Source organism: Maritalea mobilis, assembly GCF_004363175.1.
Lineage (GTDB): Bacteria > Pseudomonadota > Alphaproteobacteria > Rhizobiales > Devosiaceae > Maritalea > Maritalea mobilis.
Window position 1 is genome coordinate 60,792 of the sequence record NZ_SNYR01000002.1, and the last position, 20,362, is coordinate 81,153.

21 protein-coding genes are annotated in these 20,362 nt (G+C 51.0%); 11 read left to right on the plus strand and 10 right to left on the minus strand.

What is annotated here, in order from left to right:
* Positions 1–8: 8 nt before the first annotated feature.
* Both ATL17_RS08075 and ATL17_RS08080 read left to right on the plus strand, forming a co-directional pair.
* Positions 9–803, plus strand: a complete 795-nt coding sequence (locus tag ATL17_RS08075; protein WP_133572305.1) for a DUF4344 domain-containing metallopeptidase — start codon at positions 9–11, stop codon at positions 801–803.
* A 125-nt stretch (positions 804–928) separates the two neighbouring features.
* Complete coding sequence (locus ATL17_RS08080) at positions 929–2,023, plus strand: alpha/beta fold hydrolase (protein WP_133572306.1); 1,095 nt, start codon at positions 929–931, stop codon at positions 2,021–2,023.
* 2 nt (positions 2,024–2,025) lie between these two features.
* Here the strand turns inward: ATL17_RS08080 and ATL17_RS08085 are convergent, their stop codons facing one another.
* Positions 2,026–2,484, minus strand: a complete 459-nt coding sequence (locus tag ATL17_RS08085) for a DNA polymerase III subunit chi (RefSeq protein WP_133572307.1) — start codon at positions 2,482–2,484, stop codon at positions 2,026–2,028.
* A gap of 18 nt (positions 2,485–2,502) precedes the next feature.
* Positions 2,503–3,990, minus strand: coding sequence for a leucyl aminopeptidase (locus tag ATL17_RS08090; RefSeq protein ID WP_133572308.1), 1,488 nt, complete (start codon positions 3,988–3,990; stop codon positions 2,503–2,505).
* Positions 3,991–4,158: 168 nt separating this feature from the next.
* Here ATL17_RS08090 and ATL17_RS08095 point away from each other — a divergent pair, with 168 nt between their 5' ends.
* From ATL17_RS08095 to rsmA, 6 genes are all read left to right on the plus strand, one after another.
* Positions 4,159–5,256: an LptF/LptG family permease gene (locus ATL17_RS08095; RefSeq protein ID WP_166638950.1), complete on the plus strand. Its 1,098-nt coding sequence runs from the start codon at positions 4,159–4,161 to the stop codon at positions 5,254–5,256.
* Positions 5,253–6,329 (plus strand): LptF/LptG family permease, encoded by a 1,077-nt coding sequence (locus ATL17_RS08100; protein WP_133572310.1) that lies wholly within the window; start codon positions 5,253–5,255, stop codon positions 6,327–6,329. The genes ATL17_RS08095 and ATL17_RS08100 overlap by 4 nt, the downstream gene beginning before the upstream one ends.
* Positions 6,326–8,632 carry an LPS-assembly protein LptD gene (locus ATL17_RS08105; protein WP_166638951.1) on the plus strand — a complete coding sequence of 769 codons (2,307 nt, stop codon included), beginning with the start codon at positions 6,326–6,328 and terminating at the stop codon, positions 8,630–8,632. The genes ATL17_RS08100 and ATL17_RS08105 overlap by 4 nt, the downstream gene beginning before the upstream one ends.
* Before the next feature lie 77 nt (positions 8,633–8,709).
* Positions 8,710–9,609, plus strand: coding sequence for a peptidylprolyl isomerase (locus ATL17_RS08110; protein ID WP_133572312.1), 900 nt, complete (start codon positions 8,710–8,712; stop codon positions 9,607–9,609).
* 20 nt (positions 9,610–9,629) lie between these two features.
* Positions 9,630–10,637 (plus strand): 4-hydroxythreonine-4-phosphate dehydrogenase PdxA, encoded by a 1,008-nt coding sequence (pdxA, locus tag ATL17_RS08115; protein ID WP_133572313.1) that lies wholly within the window; start codon positions 9,630–9,632, stop codon positions 10,635–10,637.
* A 27-nt stretch (positions 10,638–10,664) separates the two neighbouring features.
* Entirely contained in the window at positions 10,665–11,504 is an 840-nt protein-coding gene (gene rsmA / locus ATL17_RS08120) for a 16S rRNA (adenine(1518)-N(6)/adenine(1519)-N(6))-dimethyltransferase RsmA (RefSeq protein WP_133572314.1), read from the plus strand.
* Between the two features lie 283 nt (positions 11,505–11,787).
* Here rsmA and gmk read toward each other — a convergent pair whose 3' ends face one another.
* The 8 genes from gmk to ATL17_RS08160 form a co-directional block, all read right to left on the minus strand.
* Entirely contained in the window at positions 11,788–12,429 is a 642-nt protein-coding gene (gene gmk / locus ATL17_RS08125; protein ID WP_133572315.1) for a guanylate kinase, read from the minus strand.
* Positions 12,430–12,437: 8 nt separating this feature from the next.
* Positions 12,438–13,331, minus strand: coding sequence for a YicC/YloC family endoribonuclease (locus ATL17_RS08130; RefSeq protein ID WP_133572316.1), 894 nt, complete (start codon positions 13,329–13,331; stop codon positions 12,438–12,440).
* A gap of 38 nt (positions 13,332–13,369) precedes the next feature.
* Complete coding sequence (gene mltG / locus ATL17_RS08135) at positions 13,370–14,485, minus strand: endolytic transglycosylase MltG (protein ID WP_133572317.1); 1,116 nt, start codon at positions 14,483–14,485, stop codon at positions 13,370–13,372.
* 111 nt (positions 14,486–14,596) lie between these two features.
* On the minus strand, positions 14,597–15,859 hold the full coding sequence (gene fabF / locus ATL17_RS08140) for a beta-ketoacyl-ACP synthase II (RefSeq protein WP_133573134.1): 1,263 nt from the start codon (positions 15,857–15,859) through the stop codon (positions 14,597–14,599).
* A 49-nt stretch (positions 15,860–15,908) separates the two neighbouring features.
* Positions 15,909–16,145, minus strand: coding sequence for an acyl carrier protein (locus ATL17_RS08145; protein WP_133572318.1), 237 nt, complete (start codon positions 16,143–16,145; stop codon positions 15,909–15,911).
* A gap of 201 nt (positions 16,146–16,346) precedes the next feature.
* Positions 16,347–17,084, minus strand: a complete 738-nt coding sequence (gene fabG / locus ATL17_RS08150) for a 3-oxoacyl-[acyl-carrier-protein] reductase (protein WP_133572319.1) — start codon at positions 17,082–17,084, stop codon at positions 16,347–16,349.
* Positions 17,085–17,122: 38 nt separating this feature from the next.
* Positions 17,123–18,070: an ACP S-malonyltransferase gene (gene fabD, locus ATL17_RS08155; RefSeq protein ID WP_133572320.1), complete on the minus strand. Its 948-nt coding sequence runs from the start codon at positions 18,068–18,070 to the stop codon at positions 17,123–17,125.
* A 47-nt stretch (positions 18,071–18,117) separates the two neighbouring features.
* On the minus strand, positions 18,118–18,567 hold the full coding sequence (locus ATL17_RS08160; protein WP_133572321.1) for a GNAT family N-acetyltransferase: 450 nt from the start codon (positions 18,565–18,567) through the stop codon (positions 18,118–18,120).
* A 388-nt stretch (positions 18,568–18,955) separates the two neighbouring features.
* Between ATL17_RS08160 and rpsF the strand changes: the two genes are divergently transcribed.
* The 3 genes from rpsF to rplI all read left to right on the plus strand — a co-directional run bounded on the left by rpsF (position 18,956) and on the right by rplI (position 20,251).
* Positions 18,956–19,318, plus strand: a complete 363-nt coding sequence (gene rpsF / locus ATL17_RS08165) for a 30S ribosomal protein S6 (RefSeq protein ID WP_133572322.1) — start codon at positions 18,956–18,958, stop codon at positions 19,316–19,318.
* 12 nt (positions 19,319–19,330) lie between these two features.
* Entirely contained in the window at positions 19,331–19,585 is a 255-nt protein-coding gene (rpsR, locus tag ATL17_RS08170; RefSeq protein ID WP_255768534.1) for a 30S ribosomal protein S18, read from the plus strand.
* Positions 19,586–19,654: 69 nt separating this feature from the next.
* Positions 19,655–20,251, plus strand: a complete 597-nt coding sequence (gene rplI, locus ATL17_RS08175) for a 50S ribosomal protein L9 (RefSeq protein WP_133572323.1) — start codon at positions 19,655–19,657, stop codon at positions 20,249–20,251.
* Positions 20,252–20,362 lie beyond the last annotated feature (111 nt).

Genomic DNA, 20,362 nt, shown 5'->3' on the forward strand with positions numbered 1-20,362 from the left:
GGTCTAGTATGCGATTGCTTTTTTCACTTCTTTTGACATTGGGGGCACTTGTGTCCCCAGTGTTGGCGCAAGAACTCACCGACGAACAATATGATGAAGCCGTTGAGTTCGCCCAAAACAATACGCGTTTTGTGCTTTATCACGAATTTGGCCATCTGGTGATCGCTCAATTCGGCTTGCCTATCTTGGGCAAAGAAGAAGATGCGGCGGACAATATCGCGTCTGTGATCTTGCTGGGCGAGCGCGATGAAGAATATGACAATATCTTATTCGACGCCGCCGATGGATGGTATTTATCCGACATTTCCAATACGGAAGATTTCGAAGAATCTGATTTCTACGACAGCCACAGCCTTGATATTCAACGCTCTTATCAAATTGTATGTTTGATGGCGGGTCAAAGCGCAGAAACGTTTGGCGATTTTGCTGCTGAATATGGGTTGGATGAGGACCGCATTGATTTGTGCGCCGCTGATTATGAGCAGTTGGAACAATCTTGGGCAGTGATGACTGAGTCATTTATAGACCCGATGCGCGGCGATGGATACACCGCCAAAATTATCTATGACGAGCCAACCGAAGAAACTGAGCTTTCCGCCAAGATCGTCAAGGATTCCGGCATGTTGGAAGAGTTGCAACAGCGCTTTGCAGAAACTTTGCCAGAAGAAACCACATTCCGCGCCACCTCATGTGACGAGCAAAATGCTTTTTACGATCCGGAAAAAGCTGAGATTGTCATGTGTTACGAGCTGACCGATCTGTTTTTGGATCTGGTGATCGAGGACATTTTGTCTGAGGAATAGCCCTTAGGCGCCCTTGCTCTGCATTCAAGGGCAATTTTCATAAATTCTGCCGGGCATATTGCTTGAACTTGTGCCAGGCAACGCCAATTTCTGGGGTCCTGATATAAAGCTAACTGCTTGGACCAATGGCCATTTTAAAGAAAATCATTTTGCTCGCTTTGAGCGCCCTCACCCTAACCGTCGTCATCGCTATTAGCTTTGCACTTTGGTTTAGCCCCAGCAAAACTCCTGCAATTTCAGGCGCTAACCTTGGCACGCAACCCATTGCCGAGCAGCAAAGATTGTCCATCAATGGCAGTGAGCAATATTTGCTGTTGCGTGGTGCCAACCGCGACAATCCTGTGCTGTTGTTGGTGCATGGCGGCCCCGGTTCGCCAGACACGCCATTTTATCGACACCACAATGCGGTGTTGGAACAGCATTTCACCCTCGCCTTTTGGCATCAGCGCGGCGCAGGCAAGTCACAGCGTAGTGGTTTAAATCCGGATGATTTCACGGTTGAGCAATTTGTGGCTGACGCACACGCGGTCACTGCGCATCTCAAGCAAAGCCTTGGCAAGAACAAGGTTTTCATTCTCGGCCACTCTTGGGGTTCCATGTTGGCGCTCTCCACCGTTGCGGCCCATCCTGACGATTACCACGCCTATATTGGCACCGGACAATTGGCCGACGTCCCCGCCAGCGAGGCCCTCGCTTTTCAAGCGGCGCTAGAACATGCAAAATCTTCAGATGATGACGCGGCCCTCGCCCAACTACAAAAAGTCGGCGCATTCAGCGGCGTACCGATTGATGCAGATTTTCTCACGGCACGCGCACAGGTTTCGCGCTTTGGGCTTTCTTATGATAAAGGTCCGTTTGACCTGTTTATCAAGCCGCTCATTTTGACCAAAGAATATAGCCTGAACGACAAAATTGATTTTGTCCGGGAGGCCCAATCTCTAGAGTCCATTATGAGCTCGCCCGCATTCAATCTGCTGCCCGTCATCTTCAACACCGACCTGAGCACCGAAATCCCCGCGGTCGATGTGCCTGTATTCATGCTGCAAGGCCGCCACGATTTTCTAGCTCATCATGACGTGGCAAAAGACTATTTCGACCGCCTAAACGCGCCTCAAAAACAGTTCTTCAGTTTCGAGAAGTCAGCCCATTTCCCGGCCTTTGAAGAACCGCAAAAATTCAATCAGATTTTGATAGAGCAAATACGCCCGATCGCAAATTAGGCCTAAGCCTTTTTCACCCAGCGTCCGTTTGGTTCTTGCTGCCAATAGGTCAGCTCGTGGCCTTGATTTAGGGTTTTCCACGCTTGGCGGGCCCGGGTCACGGCGTCCGGGTCGTGGCCGTTAAACATGAACACAACGCGTTCATAGCCCTCAGGGTTTTCGGGCACTGCCCCTTCCACAAAGAAGCGGATTTGGGCGCTGTTGGGGTTTTCATCATTGTCGGCGATCAGCACAGGCATTTCAGCCAATTCATCCAAATCCATTTGGTCAGACAGCACCATATGCGGCAAAAAGCTTTCTGGCCGAAAGGTCCACAGCGCCTCATCCAGCGCGTGAATTTTGCCGGGGTTGGCGCATTGCACCATGGCGCGCCACCCCCGCTCAAGTGTTTTTTCAAGCAGAACGGGCAGCACGGCCTCAACGGGCTTTTGCTCTAAATGATAGAACAGAATTTCTGTCATGCTGCCTGCTCCTAAAGCTTATTCGTAATGGTTGCGCACCATTTGATCGAGCAAATAGACGCCAAAACCAGTTGCCCAGCTTTTGTTGACAGCTGTCGCTGGCACGCCCATCGCGGTCGACAAATCCAAATGCGCCCATTTGGTTTCACCCACAAACCGCTTCAAGAATTGCGCGGCGGTGATGGCACCGGCCCAACGGCCACCGATATTTTTCATATCAGCGTTTTTGCTGTCGATCAGCTTGTCATATGCCGGCCCCATAGGGAAGCGCCATACTTTTTCGTTGGTTTCCAAGCCAGCTGCGGTGATGCGTTCCGCCAATTCATCATCGTTGGAGAACAGGCCGGCATGTTCATTGCCCAATGCCACCATGTTGGCGCCAGTCAATGTGGCCAAATTGACCATGAATTTTGGCTTAAATGTTTCTTTGGTGTACCAAAGCGCGTCTGCCAGCACCAAGCGGCCTTCCGCATCAGTGTTCAGCACTTCAATGGTTTGGCCTGACATCGAAGTCACAATGTCACCCGGGCGCTGTGCATTACCGTCGAGCATGTTTTCAACCAAGCCGATCACACCTATTACGTTGATTTTTGGCTTACGCAGCGCAACGGTTTTCATCAAACCCGCCACGGCACCTGCGCCGCCCATATCGCCTTTCATGTCTTCCATGCCGCCTGCTGGCTTGATGGAAAGGCCACCGCTGTCAAACACAACACCTTTACCCACAAATGCCACTGGCGCGTCGCCCTTTGCGCCGCCATTCCATTTCATAATGGCCAAACGTGGGGGACGAACTGAACCTTGTGCCACGCCCAGAAGCGCGCCCATGCCCAGCTTTTTCATCTGTGCTTCGTCGAGCAGCTCAACTTCCATGCCCTCTTTTTCAAGCTCATTCACCGCATCGGCAAACTCTAATGTGCCCAACGCATTGGCAGGCTCATTCACCAAATTCCGCGCGAAAATTGTGCCCTCGGTTACGCAATCACGATCTTTGTGCGCTTCAACCGCGTCTTTGGCGTGACCGGTTTCCAGCGTCACTTCAATTTCACTCGCGCGATCATCATCATTGTTTTTGGTGATGTATTTATCAAACCGATAATGGCTGAGCTTCAAGCCAGCCGCTACCTCAGCCACATTGCTTGCAGCAAACAAATCATCGTCCAACACTACGCGCGATGTGTTGCCAGGGCGGCTGCTCAATTGATCAATCAATTTGCCACCAAAAGCCGCAAATTCATGCTTTGCGCTGTCTTTGGCCAGCCCATCTGTGCCTGCAACCAACAACAGGTCTGCGTCTAAATTTTGCGGCGCAAGGATAGGCAAAAATGTGCCGCTTTTGCCTTTAAACTTGGCTGCTTGCGCTAGTTTTTGGATATCAAGGCCAGTTTCTGCCCAAATGGCTTTGCCTTCTTTTGAGAAATCCAAATCACCATTTGAGGTGATTACGATGTTTTTCCCTGTGCCTTTGCCATGTTCAGCAATAGCAATCGTCAATGTTTGACCCATATTCCCTATCCCAGTTGATTGAAGGTAGGCGCGAACGCGCCAAATTTGATTTTTTACTAAATTGCGTCAGTTCGAGGAAAAGTGCAACCAACAGTAAAAAGATTTTGATGGATAAAATCTTATGTAAAAAAGATGGTGAAGCGGGCCAAGCTGTGGCAAAAGTTCACTATGGAATTGCTGACTCGCTACATACTTAAAAAATATCTGATTGCGGCAGCAGGCATCGCGTTTTTGCTGTGCTTTTTGGGCTGGCTGGTGCAGTTGTTGCGGGCGGTGGATTTGGTCACAAATAAGGGCCAAGGCTTTGGCGCCATGGTCTATCAATCCTTCCTAAGCCTGCCAGATATTCTCAATATTGTGCTGTTTTTGTGCGTCGCCCTTGGCGTTTCGCGCACAGTGCGCGGCTTGCAATTGTCAAAAGAGATTTTCCCCATTTATGCCGGGGTCGGCTTAAGACCGCTCATTCGGTCATGGGTTTGGTTTATGGGCCTCTCCATCATTGTCAGCTTGTCGCTTGCCCATTTTGTGGTGCCCACCGCCAAATATTATATTGCCGTTCAAAGCGATGAAATCAGCGCGGATCTGGTGGCCAACTCTTCCCGTCCAGGTCGCTTTACGCAAGTCAGTTCCGGCCTCACCATGATGATCCGCGAACGCGCACCAGACGGTACTGGGCTTGGTTTTTTCATTTATGACACGCGTGACCCGTTGCGCTCGCAAACCATTGTGGCGGAAGAGTCGCAATTGGCGCAGGTTGAAGGCACCCTCACCGTTCGGCTCAGCCGCGGTGCCATTCAATATTACACTTACGAAACCGGAAAAATGACCGGGCTTGAGTTCGAAACTTATTCCTTGGCGCTGGCTGATCTGGCGGGCAGCAACGCCGCAGATTCAGTCACGCCTAACTCACTTTTACTGCTCACCCAAATGGCGGCTGACGGGTTAAGTGGTCGCGACAGGCTGAATTTCCACCTGCGCAACACCACTGCGCTCTATGTGCTTACCATGGGGCTTTTGGCCTTTTTCATGGTGTCGCGCCCCAACACCATGCGAGGCAAATCTCGCATCAGTGTGGATTTTGTGGTGCTGGCCATTGCTGTGGTGGTGAAAGTGATTGGCACAGGGCTCGAGCAGTTTATCTATCGCACGCCCGACCTGTGGTTCGTGGCTTATTTGCCGCCACTTTTGCCGCTTTTGATTGCGATCCCCATGATCATGCGTCAGGGACTTTTGTCTCGTACGCCCAAGCTGGGAGATGTCGCATGACCCGGATTGGCCTGCATATCAGCATCAAAATCTGCAAATCCATCCTGTTGGTGATGTGTTTGTTTTTTGCGCTCGTCGGGTTGATTGAGATTGTCGAATTTGGCAACCGCGCAGGCACCAGCTTTGTCTCCGACCCCATCACCAGCCTATCTTCTGCAGGCCTCACCGCTGCGGTGTGGAGCATGGATTTATTGCCCATTTCCTTTGTGATTGGCGGCGTTATTGCCATTAGTGATTTGCAAAATCATCGCGAGCTGATTGTTGCGAAGGCATCAGGCATATCCATTTGGGGCGTGGTCCGTGCGCCATTGATTTTTTCCCTGCTGGTTGGTCTGTTTGTCGGCTATATGCTCGACCCGATTGTGCTGCGGCTTAATGATGTGGTGGATGCACGGGTGAAGGCCCTCTCCTCCACCGCAGGCGCTTTGGATCGGCGGTCAGGCTGGATTGAGCAGTCCTATGATGGCGGTCGCTATATCATCAAAGCCGACGAAATTTTGAACACTGGTGATGCCATGAATGGCGTGCGGGTGTTTATGCTGGGCGGACAAAATGGAGACAATCGCCAAATTGTCGCCGAACGCGCCCGCTATCAGAATTTCGAGTGGGAATTTACCAACGGCACCATCAGTGAATCAGGCAAACCCGTGCAAGCATTTGAGCAGTTTACATTGCCCACCAGTTTTAGCGCCGCGCAGTTGCGCTTACAGCTCGGGTCGATCTCGCGCATGTCAATTTTTGAGTTGAAATCTCAATTGCGTGATAAAACCGTCACAACCCCGGCCGAATATGCCGCACAGATGCGAATGCGACGCTTGGAAGCCTTGCCAATTTTGTTGGTTGGCACTTTATTAATTGCGTTTGCATTTACATCGGGTTATTCACGACTGGGCACGTCAGGTACTCACATAATTTACGGAATTTTGTTAGGGTTTGTCGTGTATATTTTGACGAAACTCGCTGATCGCGCCGGGGAATCTGGCAATATCAATGCGTTATTGGCGGCATGGGGACCTGCAATTGTGGCGATTGTCATTGGCACAACCGTTCTGTTGCTGAAGGAAGATGGATGAGCGTGACGCGTTATTGCACGCATAAGGGGAAGTTGAAGTCGGCGTTGCTGGGCCTTGGATTGCTAGCGACCTGCGCTTTTGTGCCTGCTGCCATGGCGCAACAAACCCAACTTTTGCCATCCAACTATTTCGCAGGCCAAGCCCTCTCCACCACAAGTGACCTAAAGGTTACCGCGCAAACACTCACCGTTTTGCCTGCGCAGGATTTGATCATCGCCACTGGCGATGTGGAACTTTCGGCCGAAGGCTACCTGATCAGAGCGCAGCGCGTTGTTTACAACAAGCGCACCCGTGAGGTGGAGCTACTGGGCGATATCGCCGTTAAAGATCCTGATGGTCTGGTTTACGTCGCCGACAAAGCCAATCTGACAGGCGATTTTCGTCAAGGATTTTTGGAAAATCTGATTTTTCAGGATGAAGCCGGTTATTGGCTTTCTGCCGCTGAAGCGGAAATCAAGCCAAACCGTAGTCTTGATTTGAATGATGCTGACATCACCCCTTGCGGCACATGTGTTGACGAAAAAGGCCGTGAAATTGGCTGGCGCATCAAAGCGGTACGCATTGTGCGCGACACCGAAGAAAAGACGATCTATTTTGAGCGTCCGTCCATGGTGTTCGCTGGCGTGCCGATTGCGACCATTCCTTATCTGACGATCCCTGATCCGTCTTTGACAGATTATGATGAGTTGTTGAAAGCACGCCTCTCCTATTCTTCCGAATTGGGTGTGGGCATTGCTTATCCGGGCTTCATTTTGCATGACCCGCGCACCAATTTAACGCTGACCCCAACGATCTTCACCAACCAAGGTGTGTTGGGTCAACTTGACTGGTCGCATTCGACCAAAGTGACTTCCGTTAAAGTCACCGGCTACGGCATTTATCAATTCAATCCATCTGCCTTTGCTGGCAAATTGGGTGAACGCAATTTGCGCGGCGCGGCTCAAGCCAAAGCAGTGTACACACCGACTGAACAATTAACGGTAGGTGGCGCCTATACGCTTTTCTCAGATCGCTCTTTCCTCACAGATTATGATGTCGGTGATCGCGAAGGAAGTTATGCCGTTAATCGCGTTTATGGCACCTATCTTGAAGGTGACAGCTATATTGATGGCCGCATTGAACAATATGTTGGCTTGGGCGAAAGTGGCGCGGCCAACGAAGCGCAGCAAGCCCTGATTGCGCCAAAGGTGGAAGCCAATCACGTACAACAGCTTGCCAATGATTGGGGCGAAGTTCGCCTTTCCGGCAAGTTGGTTCATTTGGAGCGTGATAGCGACCATGCGACCACCGTTAATGGCACGCCACATGTATTCGGCTTTGAAGGCGCGAAGTCTCACTTGACCCTAGAGGCAGGTTGGACCAATCAGTGGGTCGCCCCAGGTGGACTATTGATTGCGCCCTATCTAGGCGTGCGCGGTGATTATGCTCAATATAATGGTGCCAGTGGTCACGCTCAGGCACCCGCAGCGGATGTTGTGTATAGCGCAACCCCAATTGCAGCCCTTGATGTCAGTTGGCCGTTGGTAGGCACAGATAGTTCAGGCACCAAGCATTATTTCGCGCCACGTTTGCAGATTGTATCGCGCGGTGGCCCCACCAATACAGGCATCACCAATGATGATGCGCAAAGCTTTGTGTTTGATGACACGAACCTTTTCAGTTTCAACCGCTTCTCCGACGAAGATCGTCAGGACAGCGGTACGCGTGTTGCGATTGGCGGACAATATAATGCAGATTTCGGCAATGGACGCTGGGTCGATATTGTTGTTGGTCAATCCTACCATATTGGTGGCACCAATGCGGCTGCGGTTGCCAACCCGAACCAAACTGGCATTGGTAGTGGTGCTGATCAGTCGCCCTCCTACATTGTTGCAGGCATTCAAGGTGCCCCGCTTGATGGCATCACTTTAGGCGCTAAAACTCTGATTGACCCGAGCAATGGCCAAGTCGCTCGTGGCTCTGTTGCCGGGCAATATAGTGGTGATATTTTCAGCGCTGGGGCGTTTTACAACTATGCCCATCGAAGTGTTGCACCTGGCGCTACGCAGGATCGTCATGAAGTGGGCGGCAATGTGCGCTTCAATATCGATGATTATTGGAGCGTTGGCGCATATTCAAATTATGATATCGCAGACCAAAGCTTTGTCAGCTATGGCAGTGACCTCACCTATGATGATGGCTATTTGGGTGGAACGATTTATTATAACCGTTCTTCGGCCAATACGCTTGATCCAAAAGACACAATTGGCGCCAAGCTCAATCTGAAAATGATTGGCGATTACGCCTATGACTATGATTTTTAGTCCATCTCAAAAAATGGCCGCATTTGTTCTGCATGTGTGCTAAACAACTTCCGAGATAATATTGGGAATAATTGACTATGCGCATTCTAAGCCTTGTCTTCATCGCCATGTTGAGTTTGACGACTTTTGGCCAATCCAGTTTTGCAGCCACCATCAAAGTTGTGGTGAACGGCAAAACCATCACTGACCAAGACATTAGCCAACGTGCGGGTTTCATGCGGCTGGAACGTCGCGGCAAATCAAACGCGGATCGTTTGAAATTGGCACGTGAAGAGCTTATCGATGAAGCATTGATGATCGGCGAAATGGAACGCATCGGCCGTTCAGTACCAGATTCTGCTGTTAATGACGCCTATGCCAAAGTGGCCGTTAATCTCAAGCTGAGCACATCAAAATTGACCGAAATTTTGAACGCCGCTGGTGTTCAATCCAAAACACTAAAAGACAAGCTGCGGGCCCAATTGGCTTGGCAGGGTGTTGTGGCCAATGTTTTGCGTCAGAAAGTGCAAATCTCTGACCTTGAGTTGGACCTTGCCGCGCGTGAAGAAGTCGGCAATGCAACGAATTATGATTTCATGCTCACCGAGATTGTGTTCTTAAACACAACAGGCAGCACCCGCTCGCGCACAAACGAAGCCAATCAATATCGCCGCAATTTTAATGGCTGCGATAATGCGGTGGATTTGGCCCTCTCCTATCGAGACGCAGCGGTACGCACTATGGGGCGTCGCCATTCCACACAATTGGCTGATCCTGTGGCAAAAGAACTGGCTGGCTTGAATGTTGGTGGCATCACAAAGCCGCGCACAATTGCTAGCGGCGTGCAAATGCTTGCTGTTTGTGCGAAAACCGCCGCAGAAGATTTGACATTTGTGAAAAACAAATTGCGCAACGAAGTGGGCACAGAAAAGCTCCAGGACGAAGCCAAGCAATATCTTGCTCAGCTGCGTGAGAAAGCAAGCATCGAATATCGCTAAGCTTTATTGGGATTAATGTAATGGCCCTTCCACCGCTTGCCATATCTATTGGTGAACCTGCTGGTATTGGGCCAGATCTCATTCTTCAAACTTATCAAGAGCGGGTAGCGCGAAAGCTGCCCGCTTTTTGTGTATTTGGCGATCCCGAACTTTTGGCCGCCCGTGCCAAGCGGCTTGGCTATGACTTCCCGATCACGTCCACCACGGCAGAATATGCAGCTGAGCTTTTTGCCACTGCCCTGCCCGTTATTGATCTTGGCCACCGCATTGCGGATGAACCGGGCACTTTATCGCCTGCCGCCGCACCTTTGGTGATTGATGCCATTTCCCAAAGTGTTGAGGCGATTTTCGCAGGAAAGTGCCGCGGATTGGTTACCGCCCCAATTCACAAAGCCAATCTTTATAAGGAAGGCTTTGATTTCCCTGGTCACACGGAATATTTGGCCGATCTATGTGCAGGTGGCGGCAAGATTCCCACGCCGATTATGATGCTGGCGCATGGCAACCATCGCGCGGTGCCGGTCACCATCCATATGGCGCTGAAGCAAGTGTTTGAAACGCTTACACCCGAGTTGATTATGGAGAATGTCCGAATTGTTCATCATGATCTCAAATCTCGTTTTCAACTTGCCACACCCAAGATTGGTGTAACTGGCCTTAACCCGCATGCGGGGGAAGATGGTACGATGGGGCATGAGGAGATCGACATCATCGTGCCGGCCTTGCAGCAATTGCGGGAAGAAGGCTTGAATGTTGACGGCCCATTGCCCGCCGATACGGCGTTTGCCCCACACATCTGGTCAAATTATGATGCAATGATTGCCATGTATCACGATCAGGCGCTGATCCCGGTGAAAGCGATTGGCTTTGATGAGGGCGTCAACATTACGCTTGGTCTGCCTATTGTGCGCACATCGCCGGACCATGGCACAGCACTTTCTTTAGCGGGCACAGGCACAGCGTCGCCCAATAGTTTTTTGAAAGCCCTTGCCATTGCGGACGAAATGACCCAAAAGCCCCTCACCTGAGGTGCAATGGATGGATCGGGACGTTAGATGAGCCATATTGATGAATTGCCGCCCCTGCGCGACGTGATTTCGCAACATGGGCTGCGGGCAAAAAAAGAACTCGGCCAAAATTTTCTACTCGATTTGAATTTGACCGCGCGCATTGCCCGCATTGCCTCTCCGCTTGAAGATCACACAATCATCGAGGTTGGCCCCGGTCCCGGCGGTCTCACCCGTGGCTTGTTGGCATCTGGCGCAAAGAAGGTCATTGCGATTGAACGAGATGACCGTGCATTGCCTGCGTTGGCTGAAATTGCTGCGGCTTATCCTGATCGATTGGAAATCATCTCCGGCGATGCAATGGAAATTGACTATCGTGCGCTTGCAGATGGCCCCACGAAAATCGTTGCGAATTTGCCTTATAACATCGCCACGCCGCTTTTGACCGGCTGGTTGGATGATCCGTGGCCGCCCTATTTCGACAGCTTGACCTTGATGTTTCAAAAGGAAGTGGCTGACCGTATTTGTGCGCCTGTTGGCAGCAAGGCCTATGGTCGCCTGTCCATCTTGTCGCAATGGCGCTGCCACGCCAAAGTAGCGCTAAATGTTGGCCCCGGTGCTTTCACGCCGCCGCCAAAAGTCAGTTCGGCCATTGTGCATTTTCAACCAAAGCCAGATGCGAATGAAATTAAGGCGGGCACATTGGAACATGTTACCCGTGCGGCCTTTGGGCAACGCCGAAAAATGCTGCGGCAAAGCCTGAAAGCATTGAACGTAGATTTGGCAGTTTTGTTTGATGCGATGTCGCTGAAAGGCACGGAACGCGCCGAGCAAATTTCAACTGATCAATTTGTGGAAATGGCCCGCTGGATTGAGGCAAACGGGTAAAAACCTACCCCTAAAATGCAAAACACCCGCTCGAACCACGAGCGGGTGGACACAGCAATATTCGTGCCTAATATTGAGTATCGTGAGCGCATACACAAAAAGATGGTGGACTGGCAACCTATCCTTGGTGGCGGAAAATTTCCAACAATTCAAAGCTGCACATCTTCTTTATAGCCACCCATAATTAGCACGTTAGTCATATAATGTACAGGCTTGTGAACGCTGCGGGATATATTTTTTCGATATATGGTGAATGCAGCGGACGAAAATTTGCACTGAATTTTTATGACAGAATTGTGTCAAGTTCGCCCTGCAAACCTTTGACAAAGCTCGATAAATTTTTCTGCCTTGAAGGCATCATACGTGCTGAATGCAAGATGGATGCAACCGCTGCACAACTATCATCCAAATCCCGGTTAACGATGATGTAATCATAGCTTTCCCACTGCTTCAGCTCTTGCTGGGCGGTGGTCAAACGGCGGCGGATCACCTCTTCGCTGTCGTCTGCGCGGCGCTCCAAACGGCGTTTTAGCTCGGCAATTGAAGGCGGCAGGATAAATACGCCGATAATGTCTTCTGGGCATTTTTCGTAAAGCTGGATCGCGCCTTGATAGTCGATGTCGAACAAAACGTCGCGACCTGCTTCTAGTTCTTTTTCGATGGCGGCTTTTGGCGTTCCATAGAAATTCCCGTGCACTTCGGCCCATTCCAACAATTCGCCATTGTCGCGCATTTGCTCAAATTGGGCGACGGTTTTGAAGAAATAGTCAACGCCGTCCACCTCGTTGGCACGCTTTGGCCGTGTGGTCACAGAGATCGACAATTTTAAGTTTGGATCTTGCTGCAAAATGGTGCGCGAAATTGATGTTTTGCCTGCCCCTGAAGGCGAAGAAAGGATGAGCATCAGGCCCCGACGATCAAACATGGAAGATCCTATTCTATATTCTGAACTTGTTCACGTAATTGGTCGATTGTAGCCTTGAGATCAAGCCCAATCGCCGTCACGTCCACATGATTGCTTTTTGAGCAGAGCGTATTGGCTTCGCGGTTAAATTCTTGCGACAGAAAGTCGAGCTTGCGGCCTACGGGTCCGCCCTGCTTCAGCAGCTTGCGTGCCGCCGCCACGTGCGCCACCAGCCTGTCCAATTCTTCGCGAATATCTGCCTTGGTGGCCAGCATCAATGCTTCGGCGTGCAGGCGGTCCTCTGCCAAGCCATTTTCGCCCTCTTGCAACAGGGCGATTTGGCCGTGCAGCTTATCCAAAATAGCTTCTCGACTGCGGGCCGGATGTTCTTCCGCCTTGAGCGTCAGCTCAGCAATTTCAACCAAACGTTGAGTCAAGAATGCATGGATGTTCAGCCCTTCCGCCTCGCGTGAGGCGATAAGGTCGGCAATGGCTTGATCCGCGGCCTGCAGGATGGAAGCTTTAAGTGCGACCAGATCATCATCGGTCAGTTTGGCCTCGGCCAGCTCCAGCACGCCTTTAAGGCCCAAAATACCATCAAGGCGCGGGCGATCTGCTTCGATGCGTTGTGACAAATCATCCATCGCCGCCAAAACAATGTCGAGCGCTTGTTGATTGACGCTTACTTCACTTTGCAAATGCTCATATGTGATGTTGAGGTTCAGCTGAACTGAGCCGCGCGTAAGCGCTTTGGTCAGCTTTTGCCGCAGCAGATTTTCTAAATCGTCGAGGCCATGTGGCACGCGCAGGCGCAAGTCGAGCCCCCGCGCATTGACGGATTTGATTTCCAGATTAAAGGACGCGCCGGCAATGCCCCCCGATGCCCGGGCAAAACCGGTCATACTGGCGATGGGTTTGGACATAACAGCTCTCCTTTGGTGCGCCCTTTGGTTCGCCTCTTTTATTGATTGCTGCTCTGTTCGTCCAGCTTTTCGGCCTCTTCACGCTCCAGCGCTTCCTTTTCAGCCTCGGCTGCTGCTTCTGCAGCTTCCTGGCGCTCTTTCTCAATCTGGCGCCATTTGGCCACGTTGGCGCGGTGCTCATCATAGGTTTTGGCAAAGGCGTGGCCGCCACTACCATCTGCCACAAAGTAGAGCGCGTCGGTTTCGGCTGGGTTGGCCACAGCCTTCATGGATTCAATGCCGGGGTTGGCAATTGGCCCCACAGGCAGACCATCAATCTGGTAGGTGTTATATTCGGTTTTCGCGTCAATTTCTGAGCGTTTCAACCCGCGTCCCAATGTACCTTCACCATTGGTGATGCCATAGATGATGGTTGGGTCAGATTGCAGGCGCATGCCTTTATTCAAGCGATTGATGAACACGCCAGCCACTTCTGGGCGCTCGGAGGCAAGTCCTGTTTCTTTTTCAACGATAGAGGCCAAGATCACCAATTCTTCTGGCGTTTCGATGGGCAGGCCCTCATCGCGATTTTCCCAAATCTCTGCCAGTGCCTCATCGTGGGCCACCTTCATTTGCTCCACAACGCTTTGTCGCGTTGCACCGCGCTCAAAATTGTAGGTGTTCGGCAAAAGGCTGCCTTCAACCGGAATTTCGTCAATCTCGCCGGTCAACAACTCAGCCGCCTTCAAGCGTTCCACAATCTGCCAGGAGGTGAAGCCTTCGGGGATCGTCACATTATATTGGATTGCACGGCCTTCGGTCAGCTCAATCAGAATGTCACGCATGGAAGAGTTGGCTGCAATGCGGAATTCGCCGGCTTTTAGCTCTGTGTCTTTATCCATAGCTACGGTGCCGAAGCGAAAGATATAGGAGTTTGAGATCAAGCCTTCATCTTGCAGCTTGCGGGCAATGGTGGATACCCCTGCCCCTTGCGGCACGGCGAAGATGGTTTCTTCTGCAATTGGGCCATCATTGTTGAATTGGCTGATGCCATAATAAATCAAGCCAGCGCCGATCACGAGGCCGAGTATGATCAGGGTCAGAAAGGCATTCGCCACTTGAATGAAAGTATTTGGTTTTTTGCGAACTTTTTTGTTTTTGCGTTTTCCAAACATGGCACCCTGCTTCTTCTGATTTTGGCGCTATACTGAATAGATGATTGGGGCAAAAACAAGAGCGAAGATTTGTCGTCCCCGCTCTTTTTGTCGCATTTTGGGCAGAAAAGCCTAATTCAGCTTTTTGAACACGAGTGACGCGTTGGTGCCACCAAAGCCGAATGAGTTGGACAATGCCACATTGATCTCTTTGGCCTTTGCCTTGTTCGGCACCAAATCAATCTCAGTTTCCACTGATGGATTGTCCAAATTGATGGTTGGCGGTGCCATATTATCGCGCATGGCCAGAACTGAGAAAATCGCCTCAACAGCACCTGCAGCGCCCAACAAGTGGCCAACAGCTGATTTGGTTGAAGACATGGTCACGTTCTTCGCATGATCGCCCATCAAGCGGGTCACCGCGCCCAGTTCAATTTCATCGCCCAATGGGGTCGATGTGCCGTGGGCGTTCACATAATCAATGTCGCTTACGTCCAAGCCAGCGCGTTTGATCGCCGCTTGCATAGAGCGATAGCCGCCATTGCCATCTTCGGCAGGTGCTGTGATGTGGTGTGCATCGCCAGACAAGCCATAGCCAACCACTTCGCCATAAATTTTGGCGCCGCGGGCCTTGGCATGTTCATATTCTTCAAGAATGACGGTGCCTGCGCCCTCACCCATCACAAAACCATCGCGGTCTTTGTCATATGGGCGTGAAGCACGTTGAGGATCGTCATTAAAACCAGTTGAGAGGGCGCGACATGCCGCAAAACCTGCCAATGAAAGGCGGTTAACGGGCGATTCTGCGCCACCGGCCACCATCACGTCAGCATCATCCAGCGCGATCAAGCGAGCGGCGTCGCCAATGGCGTGCGCCCCTGTTGAACAGGCGGTAACAACTGAGTGGTTTGGCCCTTTCAATCCGTGGCGGATCGAAACATAGCCAGACGCGAGATTGATCAAGCGACCAGGAATAAAAAACGGGCTGATCCGACGCGGGCCTTTTTCAGCGAGCGTAATGGAGGCATCATAAATGCCGCCCACGCCGCCAATGCCCGAACCGATCAAAACACCGGCCCGTTCTTTTTGTTCGTCTGTTTTGGCTTCAAAACCGCTGTCTTGAAGCGCCTGACCAGCAGCGGCCATGGCGTAAACAATGAAAGGGTCAACCTTTCTTTGTTCTTTCACGTCCATCCAGTCATCTGGATTGAAGTGCCCATCGGCAGTGTCACCAAGCGGAATTCGGCAAGCAATTTGACATGCCAAATCTGACACGTCGAATTCGTCTACCTTTTTGGCTCCGCTTTTACCGTCAAGAATGTTTTTCCAGACAGTCTCCACATTGGCACCCAAAGGGCTCACAATGCCGAGACCAGTGACAACTACTCTGCGCAACTTCATTTCAGATGTCCTACCGGCTGCTAAAGGGGAAATCCCCTAGGTCTTACTTAACAGCCTTTTCAAGGAAAGAAACGGCGTCGCCAAATGTCTGAATTGATTCAGCAGCATCGTCAGGGATTTCTACGCTGAATTCTTCTTCAAACGCCATAACCAGTTCAACCTGATCGAGCGAATCCGCGCCAAGATCATCAATAAAGCTGGCTTTTTCTGTCACTTTGTCGGCATCTACGTTCAAATGCTCAACAACGATCTTGCGAACGCGATCTGCAATATCGCTCATATTTGGTTCCTCTTCACCTAAAAGTCTTCAATTTAGTTCAACGGCACCACTTAATGTGGCGGGTTGTCCGCTTAAATGCACCTCATCTTGAATAAAATCAAGGTTAAGGCGTCTTTGGACCCGTGTTGGACGGGGCATTATCATACTTTTCCACATTTGACCATATTGAGATACATTTTCTCTAATGCGGTCAAAGTGCCATTAAATCATGGCCATACCGCCATTGATGTGCATGGTTTGCCCGGTGATGTAAGATGCTTCATCACTGGCCAAGAACACTGCACCGGCAGCCACTTCATCAGCAGTACCCAACCGACCTGACGGAATTGTGGTCAAAATGGTTTCCCGCTGTTTTTCGTTCAATTCGTCTGTCATTGCAGAGGCGATAAAGCCCGGTGCGATGGTGTTTACAGTCACATTGCGGCTTGCCACCTCTTGGGCAATCGCTTTGGACATGCCGATCAAACCGGCTTTAGACGCGGCATAATTGCCTTGGCCCGGATTGCCGGTAACGCCCACAACAGATGTGATGCCGATGATGCGGCCATAGCGCTGCTTCATCATCACCTTAACAGCTGCGCGCGACAGGCGGAATGCGGCGGTCAAGTTTACCGCGATCACATCATCCCACTCTTCGTCTTTCATGCGCATGAAAATATTGTCGCGGGTGATGCCAGCATTGTTCACCAGAATGTCCAAACCGCCCATGGCTTCCACGGCTGAAGGAATCAAAGCGTCCACGCTTTCTGTGTCAGAAAGGTTGCATGGCAGAATGTGTGTGTCGCCAGAAATGCCGCTGGCCACTTCTTCCAAAACATTCACGCGTGTGCCGGAAAGGCCCACAGTTGCACCAGCTTCAGCCAGTTTTTCGGCAATGGCGCGGCCAATGCCGCCGCTTGCGCCCGTTACCAGCGCTCGTTTACCGCTCAAATCAAACATTTAGTCGTTCCCTATTGTTTTGGGGTCAGTTTTTCGCCTTATGACAGGCTTTCTACATATTTTTCAATATCGTCGGGTGTGTTGATGGCCAGTGCGTTGGCATCGCGGTTGATGCGTCGCGCCAAACCAGTCAGCACTTTGCCTGTGCCCAACTCAACCAAAGTGTCGATGCCGCCTTCGCCTGTCATCCAGCTCACAGATTGAGACCAGCGCACTTTGCCGCACACTTGTTCAACCAAGCGCTTTTTGATCTCACTCGGGTCAGAAATTGGCGCTGCCAGCACGTTAGATACAACAGGCACCACCGGCTCTTTCACATCAGCGCTCGCCAAAGCGGCTTCCATTGCTTCGGCCGCGGGGCCCATCATGGTGCAATGGAAAGGTGCGGATACGGGCAGCAACATGGCGCGCTTTGCGCCTTTGGCTTTTGCCATTTCAACGGCACGTTCCACCGCAGATGCCGCGCCAGAAACCACAATTTGGCCTGGTGCATTGTCGTTGGCCACTTCAACCACAGCGCCTTGTCCCGCGGCTTGTACCACTTCTTCCACGTCAGCATATTCAAGGCCAAGAATGGCCGCCATTGCGCCCTCGCCCACTGGCACGGCCTGTTGCATGGCGCGGCCACGCACTTGCAGCAAACGTGCTGTGTCGGCGATTGAAAGTGCGCCAGCTGCGCACAGTGCTGAATATTCACCCAAGGAGTGCCCGGCCACATATTTGGCCACGTCACCCACATTCACGCCCTTGCTTTCCAGCACGCGGATCACCGCCATTGAAACGGCCATCAAAGCAGGTTGCGCATTTTCGGTCAGACGCAATGTTTCGTCTGGGCCCTCAAACATGATGGAGGACAATTTGGTTTGCAGCGCGTCATCGACCTCTTCAAACACTTTTTTGGCCACATCATAATGCTCTGCCAGCTCTTGGCCCATGCCAACGGCTTGGCTGCCTTGTCCGGGAAAGGTGAATGCGGTTGAACTCATATTTCAAGCCTCACTTGATTGTTCTCAATTAAATATGGGCTTAGGCCCTAAAGCTGAATATCGTATGTCAGCCAATCGGTTTTGCGTGCCAGCCGATCATAAACGGCGCGCGCACGGTAATTGTTGTCGGCGGTGACCCAACGCACGATGGACCAGCCATTTTTCTCAGCCACGGCTTTGATTTCACCAATCAATGCCTCTGCCGCGCCGGTGCCGCGGTGGGACGGGTCAACAAACAAATCATCCAAGAATGCGCCTTTGGAAGCAGCAAGCGGGCGCAAAAACGGGCGATAATGGGCGATGCCCACCACATTGCCCTTTTTATCCAACGCCACCAAGCCCTTCAGCTCGTTGGCGTCGTCCATCAGCCAAGTCCAGACCTGTTCACGCATTTCGCCATTTTGGGTCGAGTTGTAAAAGCGCGCATAGGCTGCGTAAAGCTCGGACCAGCGCTCTTTATCTTCACTCTCCAATGGGCGTACATTTGACGTGGACATAGGCTGGCCACTCCCCTTTTATGCTTATAAATTTTCGTGGAGTTTATAGTTTGCTCAGAATGAGACGCAAGGACAAACTCGGTCAAAAGCCATTTCGCCTGTGCGTAAGTGTGTTGTTGCGGGTTATTTAAAAGGGCAATAAAACCCGCCAAAAGGCTTGCTTTTTGCCTGATCCCGCTTTATGTAGCCCAAGTTCGTTTGGCCGGGAGCTGAACGGAGGGCTGTTTGTTATTGCCATTTGGCGGTGCAAACAGATGATGCCAAGAACGGTATCGGCCTCCCGTGTTCCCGCTCTTTGTAAGATTTCTTTGACGCCTTTTGAGGGCTTCAAAGGGGCTTTGCGCCGGCGGATGAACGAAAGTGTAAACCAAACAAAAGGCGAAGTAATATGCCATTGTACGAGCATATTTTCCTGGCACGTCAGGATATTTCCACATCACAAGTGGAAGAGCTTACAAAAACAATTACAGATCTTGTCACCTCAAACGGTGGTTCAGTTTCTAAAACTGAATATTGGGGTCTGAAATCATTGACATTCCGCATGAATAAAAACCGCAAAGCGCACTACACTTTGCTGAACATTGATGCACCAGCAACTGCGATTGCTGAGATGGAACGTCAAATGCGCATTAATGAAGATTTGTTGCGCTTTATGACTGTTCGCGTGGACGAGCTTGAAGAAGGCCCTTCTGCAATGATGCAAAAGCGTGATGATCGTAATGATCGTCGTGGCGGCGGCCGTCGTTTCTAAGGAGAGTTGAACATGGCAATTCGTGATCTATCAGGTACACAAACACGTCGTCCTTTCCAGCGTCGTCGTAAAACATGTCCTTTCTCTGGCGCCAACGCTCCAAAGATTGACTATAAAGATGTTCGTTTGTTGCAGCGTTATGTTTCAGAGCGCGGCAAAATCGTTCCAAGCCGTATCACTGCGGTTTCTGCGAAAAAGCAGCGTGAATTGGCTCGCGCCATTAAACGCGCACGTTTCTTGGGCCTTTTGCCTTACGTTGTAAGTTAAGTTCGGTTCGCCGAACGTTGGGGAAACCTCCCCTAACCGCGAAATGCGGGACAGCATTGGAGATATAAAATGAAAGTTATCCTACTTGAGCGCGTTGGTCGTTTGGGCACCATTGGTGACGAAGTGACTGTTAAAGACGGCTTTGCCCGCAACTTCTTGTTGCCATCAGGTAAAGCGTTGCGCGCCAACGAAGCAAACCGCGCCCGTTTTGAAGCTGAGCGTGAAGAAATTGAAAAACGCAACGCAGAACGTCGCGATTCAGCGATGGCTGTTGCCGAATCTGTAAATGGCAAAACAGTGACCATCATCCGTCAGGCTGGTGAAACTGGTGTTCTTTACGGTTCAGTTTCTGCACGTGACATCACTGACACATTGGCTGAAGACAACATCAAAGTTGGCCGTTCACAAGTTGAACTTGCTGCGCCAATTAAAGCTGTTGGCTTGCACACTGTTGCCTTGGCACTGCACGCTGAAGTGATTTCTGAAATCACTGTAAACGTTGCACGTTCACAAGACGAAGCTGAGCGTCAGGCTAAAGGCGAAGACATGAGCGTTGTGAGCTTCGATGAAGAGCCTCAAGAGGAAGAAATCGAAGAAGAAGCAACTGAAGAAGGCGCAGAAGAAGCTGAAGCTTCTGATGAGGCTGAAGAAGAAAACGCTGAATAAGCTTTTCTTTGTTGCACATTGTTTAAAGGTCGGGGTGTTGCCCCGGCCTTTTTTGTTGCCAATGAGAAACGGTCTTTGGATATTGCTCAATGGATGGATTTTCCCCATTGA

Coding starts and splice junctions, on each gene's coding strand:
- ATL17_RS08105 (WP_166638951.1), top strand. CDS start 6,326: ATGAGCGTGACGCGTTATTGCACGCATAAGGGGAAGTTGAAGTCGGCG.
- mltG (WP_133572317.1), bottom strand. CDS start 14,485: ATGTTTGGAAAACGCAAAAACAAAAAAGTTCGCAAAAAACCAAATACT.
- ATL17_RS08145 (WP_133572318.1), bottom strand. CDS start 16,145: ATGAGCGATATTGCAGATCGCGTTCGCAAGATCGTTGTTGAGCATTTG.
- pdxA (WP_133572313.1), top strand. CDS start 9,630: ATGGCCCTTCCACCGCTTGCCATATCTATTGGTGAACCTGCTGGTATT.
- gmk (WP_133572315.1), bottom strand. CDS start 12,429: ATGTTTGATCGTCGGGGCCTGATGCTCATCCTTTCTTCGCCTTCAGGG.
- ATL17_RS08075 (WP_133572305.1), top strand. CDS start 9: ATGCGATTGCTTTTTTCACTTCTTTTGACATTGGGGGCACTTGTGTCC.
- rplI (WP_133572323.1), top strand. CDS start 19,655: ATGAAAGTTATCCTACTTGAGCGCGTTGGTCGTTTGGGCACCATTGGT.
- fabG (WP_133572319.1), bottom strand. CDS start 17,084: ATGTTTGATTTGAGCGGTAAACGAGCGCTGGTAACGGGCGCAAGCGGC.
- rpsR (WP_255768534.1), top strand. CDS start 19,331: ATGGCAATTCGTGATCTATCAGGTACACAAACACGTCGTCCTTTCCAG.
- ATL17_RS08085 (WP_133572307.1), bottom strand. CDS start 2,484: ATGACAGAAATTCTGTTCTATCATTTAGAGCAAAAGCCCGTTGAGGCC.
- ATL17_RS08090 (WP_133572308.1), bottom strand. CDS start 3,990: ATGGGTCAAACATTGACGATTGCTATTGCTGAACATGGCAAAGGCACA.
- ATL17_RS08095 (WP_166638950.1), top strand. CDS start 4,159: ATGGAATTGCTGACTCGCTACATACTTAAAAAATATCTGATTGCGGCA.
- ATL17_RS08130 (WP_133572316.1), bottom strand. CDS start 13,331: ATGTCCAAACCCATCGCCAGTATGACCGGTTTTGCCCGGGCATCGGGG.
- ATL17_RS08080 (WP_133572306.1), top strand. CDS start 929: ATGGCCATTTTAAAGAAAATCATTTTGCTCGCTTTGAGCGCCCTCACC.
- rpsF (WP_133572322.1), top strand. CDS start 18,956: ATGCCATTGTACGAGCATATTTTCCTGGCACGTCAGGATATTTCCACA.
- fabD (WP_133572320.1), bottom strand. CDS start 18,070: ATGAGTTCAACCGCATTCACCTTTCCCGGACAAGGCAGCCAAGCCGTT.
- ATL17_RS08100 (WP_133572310.1), top strand. CDS start 5,253: ATGACCCGGATTGGCCTGCATATCAGCATCAAAATCTGCAAATCCATC.
- ATL17_RS08160 (WP_133572321.1), bottom strand. CDS start 18,567: ATGTCCACGTCAAATGTACGCCCATTGGAGAGTGAAGATAAAGAGCGC.
- rsmA (WP_133572314.1), top strand. CDS start 10,665: ATGAGCCATATTGATGAATTGCCGCCCCTGCGCGACGTGATTTCGCAA.
- ATL17_RS08110 (WP_133572312.1), top strand. CDS start 8,710: ATGCGCATTCTAAGCCTTGTCTTCATCGCCATGTTGAGTTTGACGACT.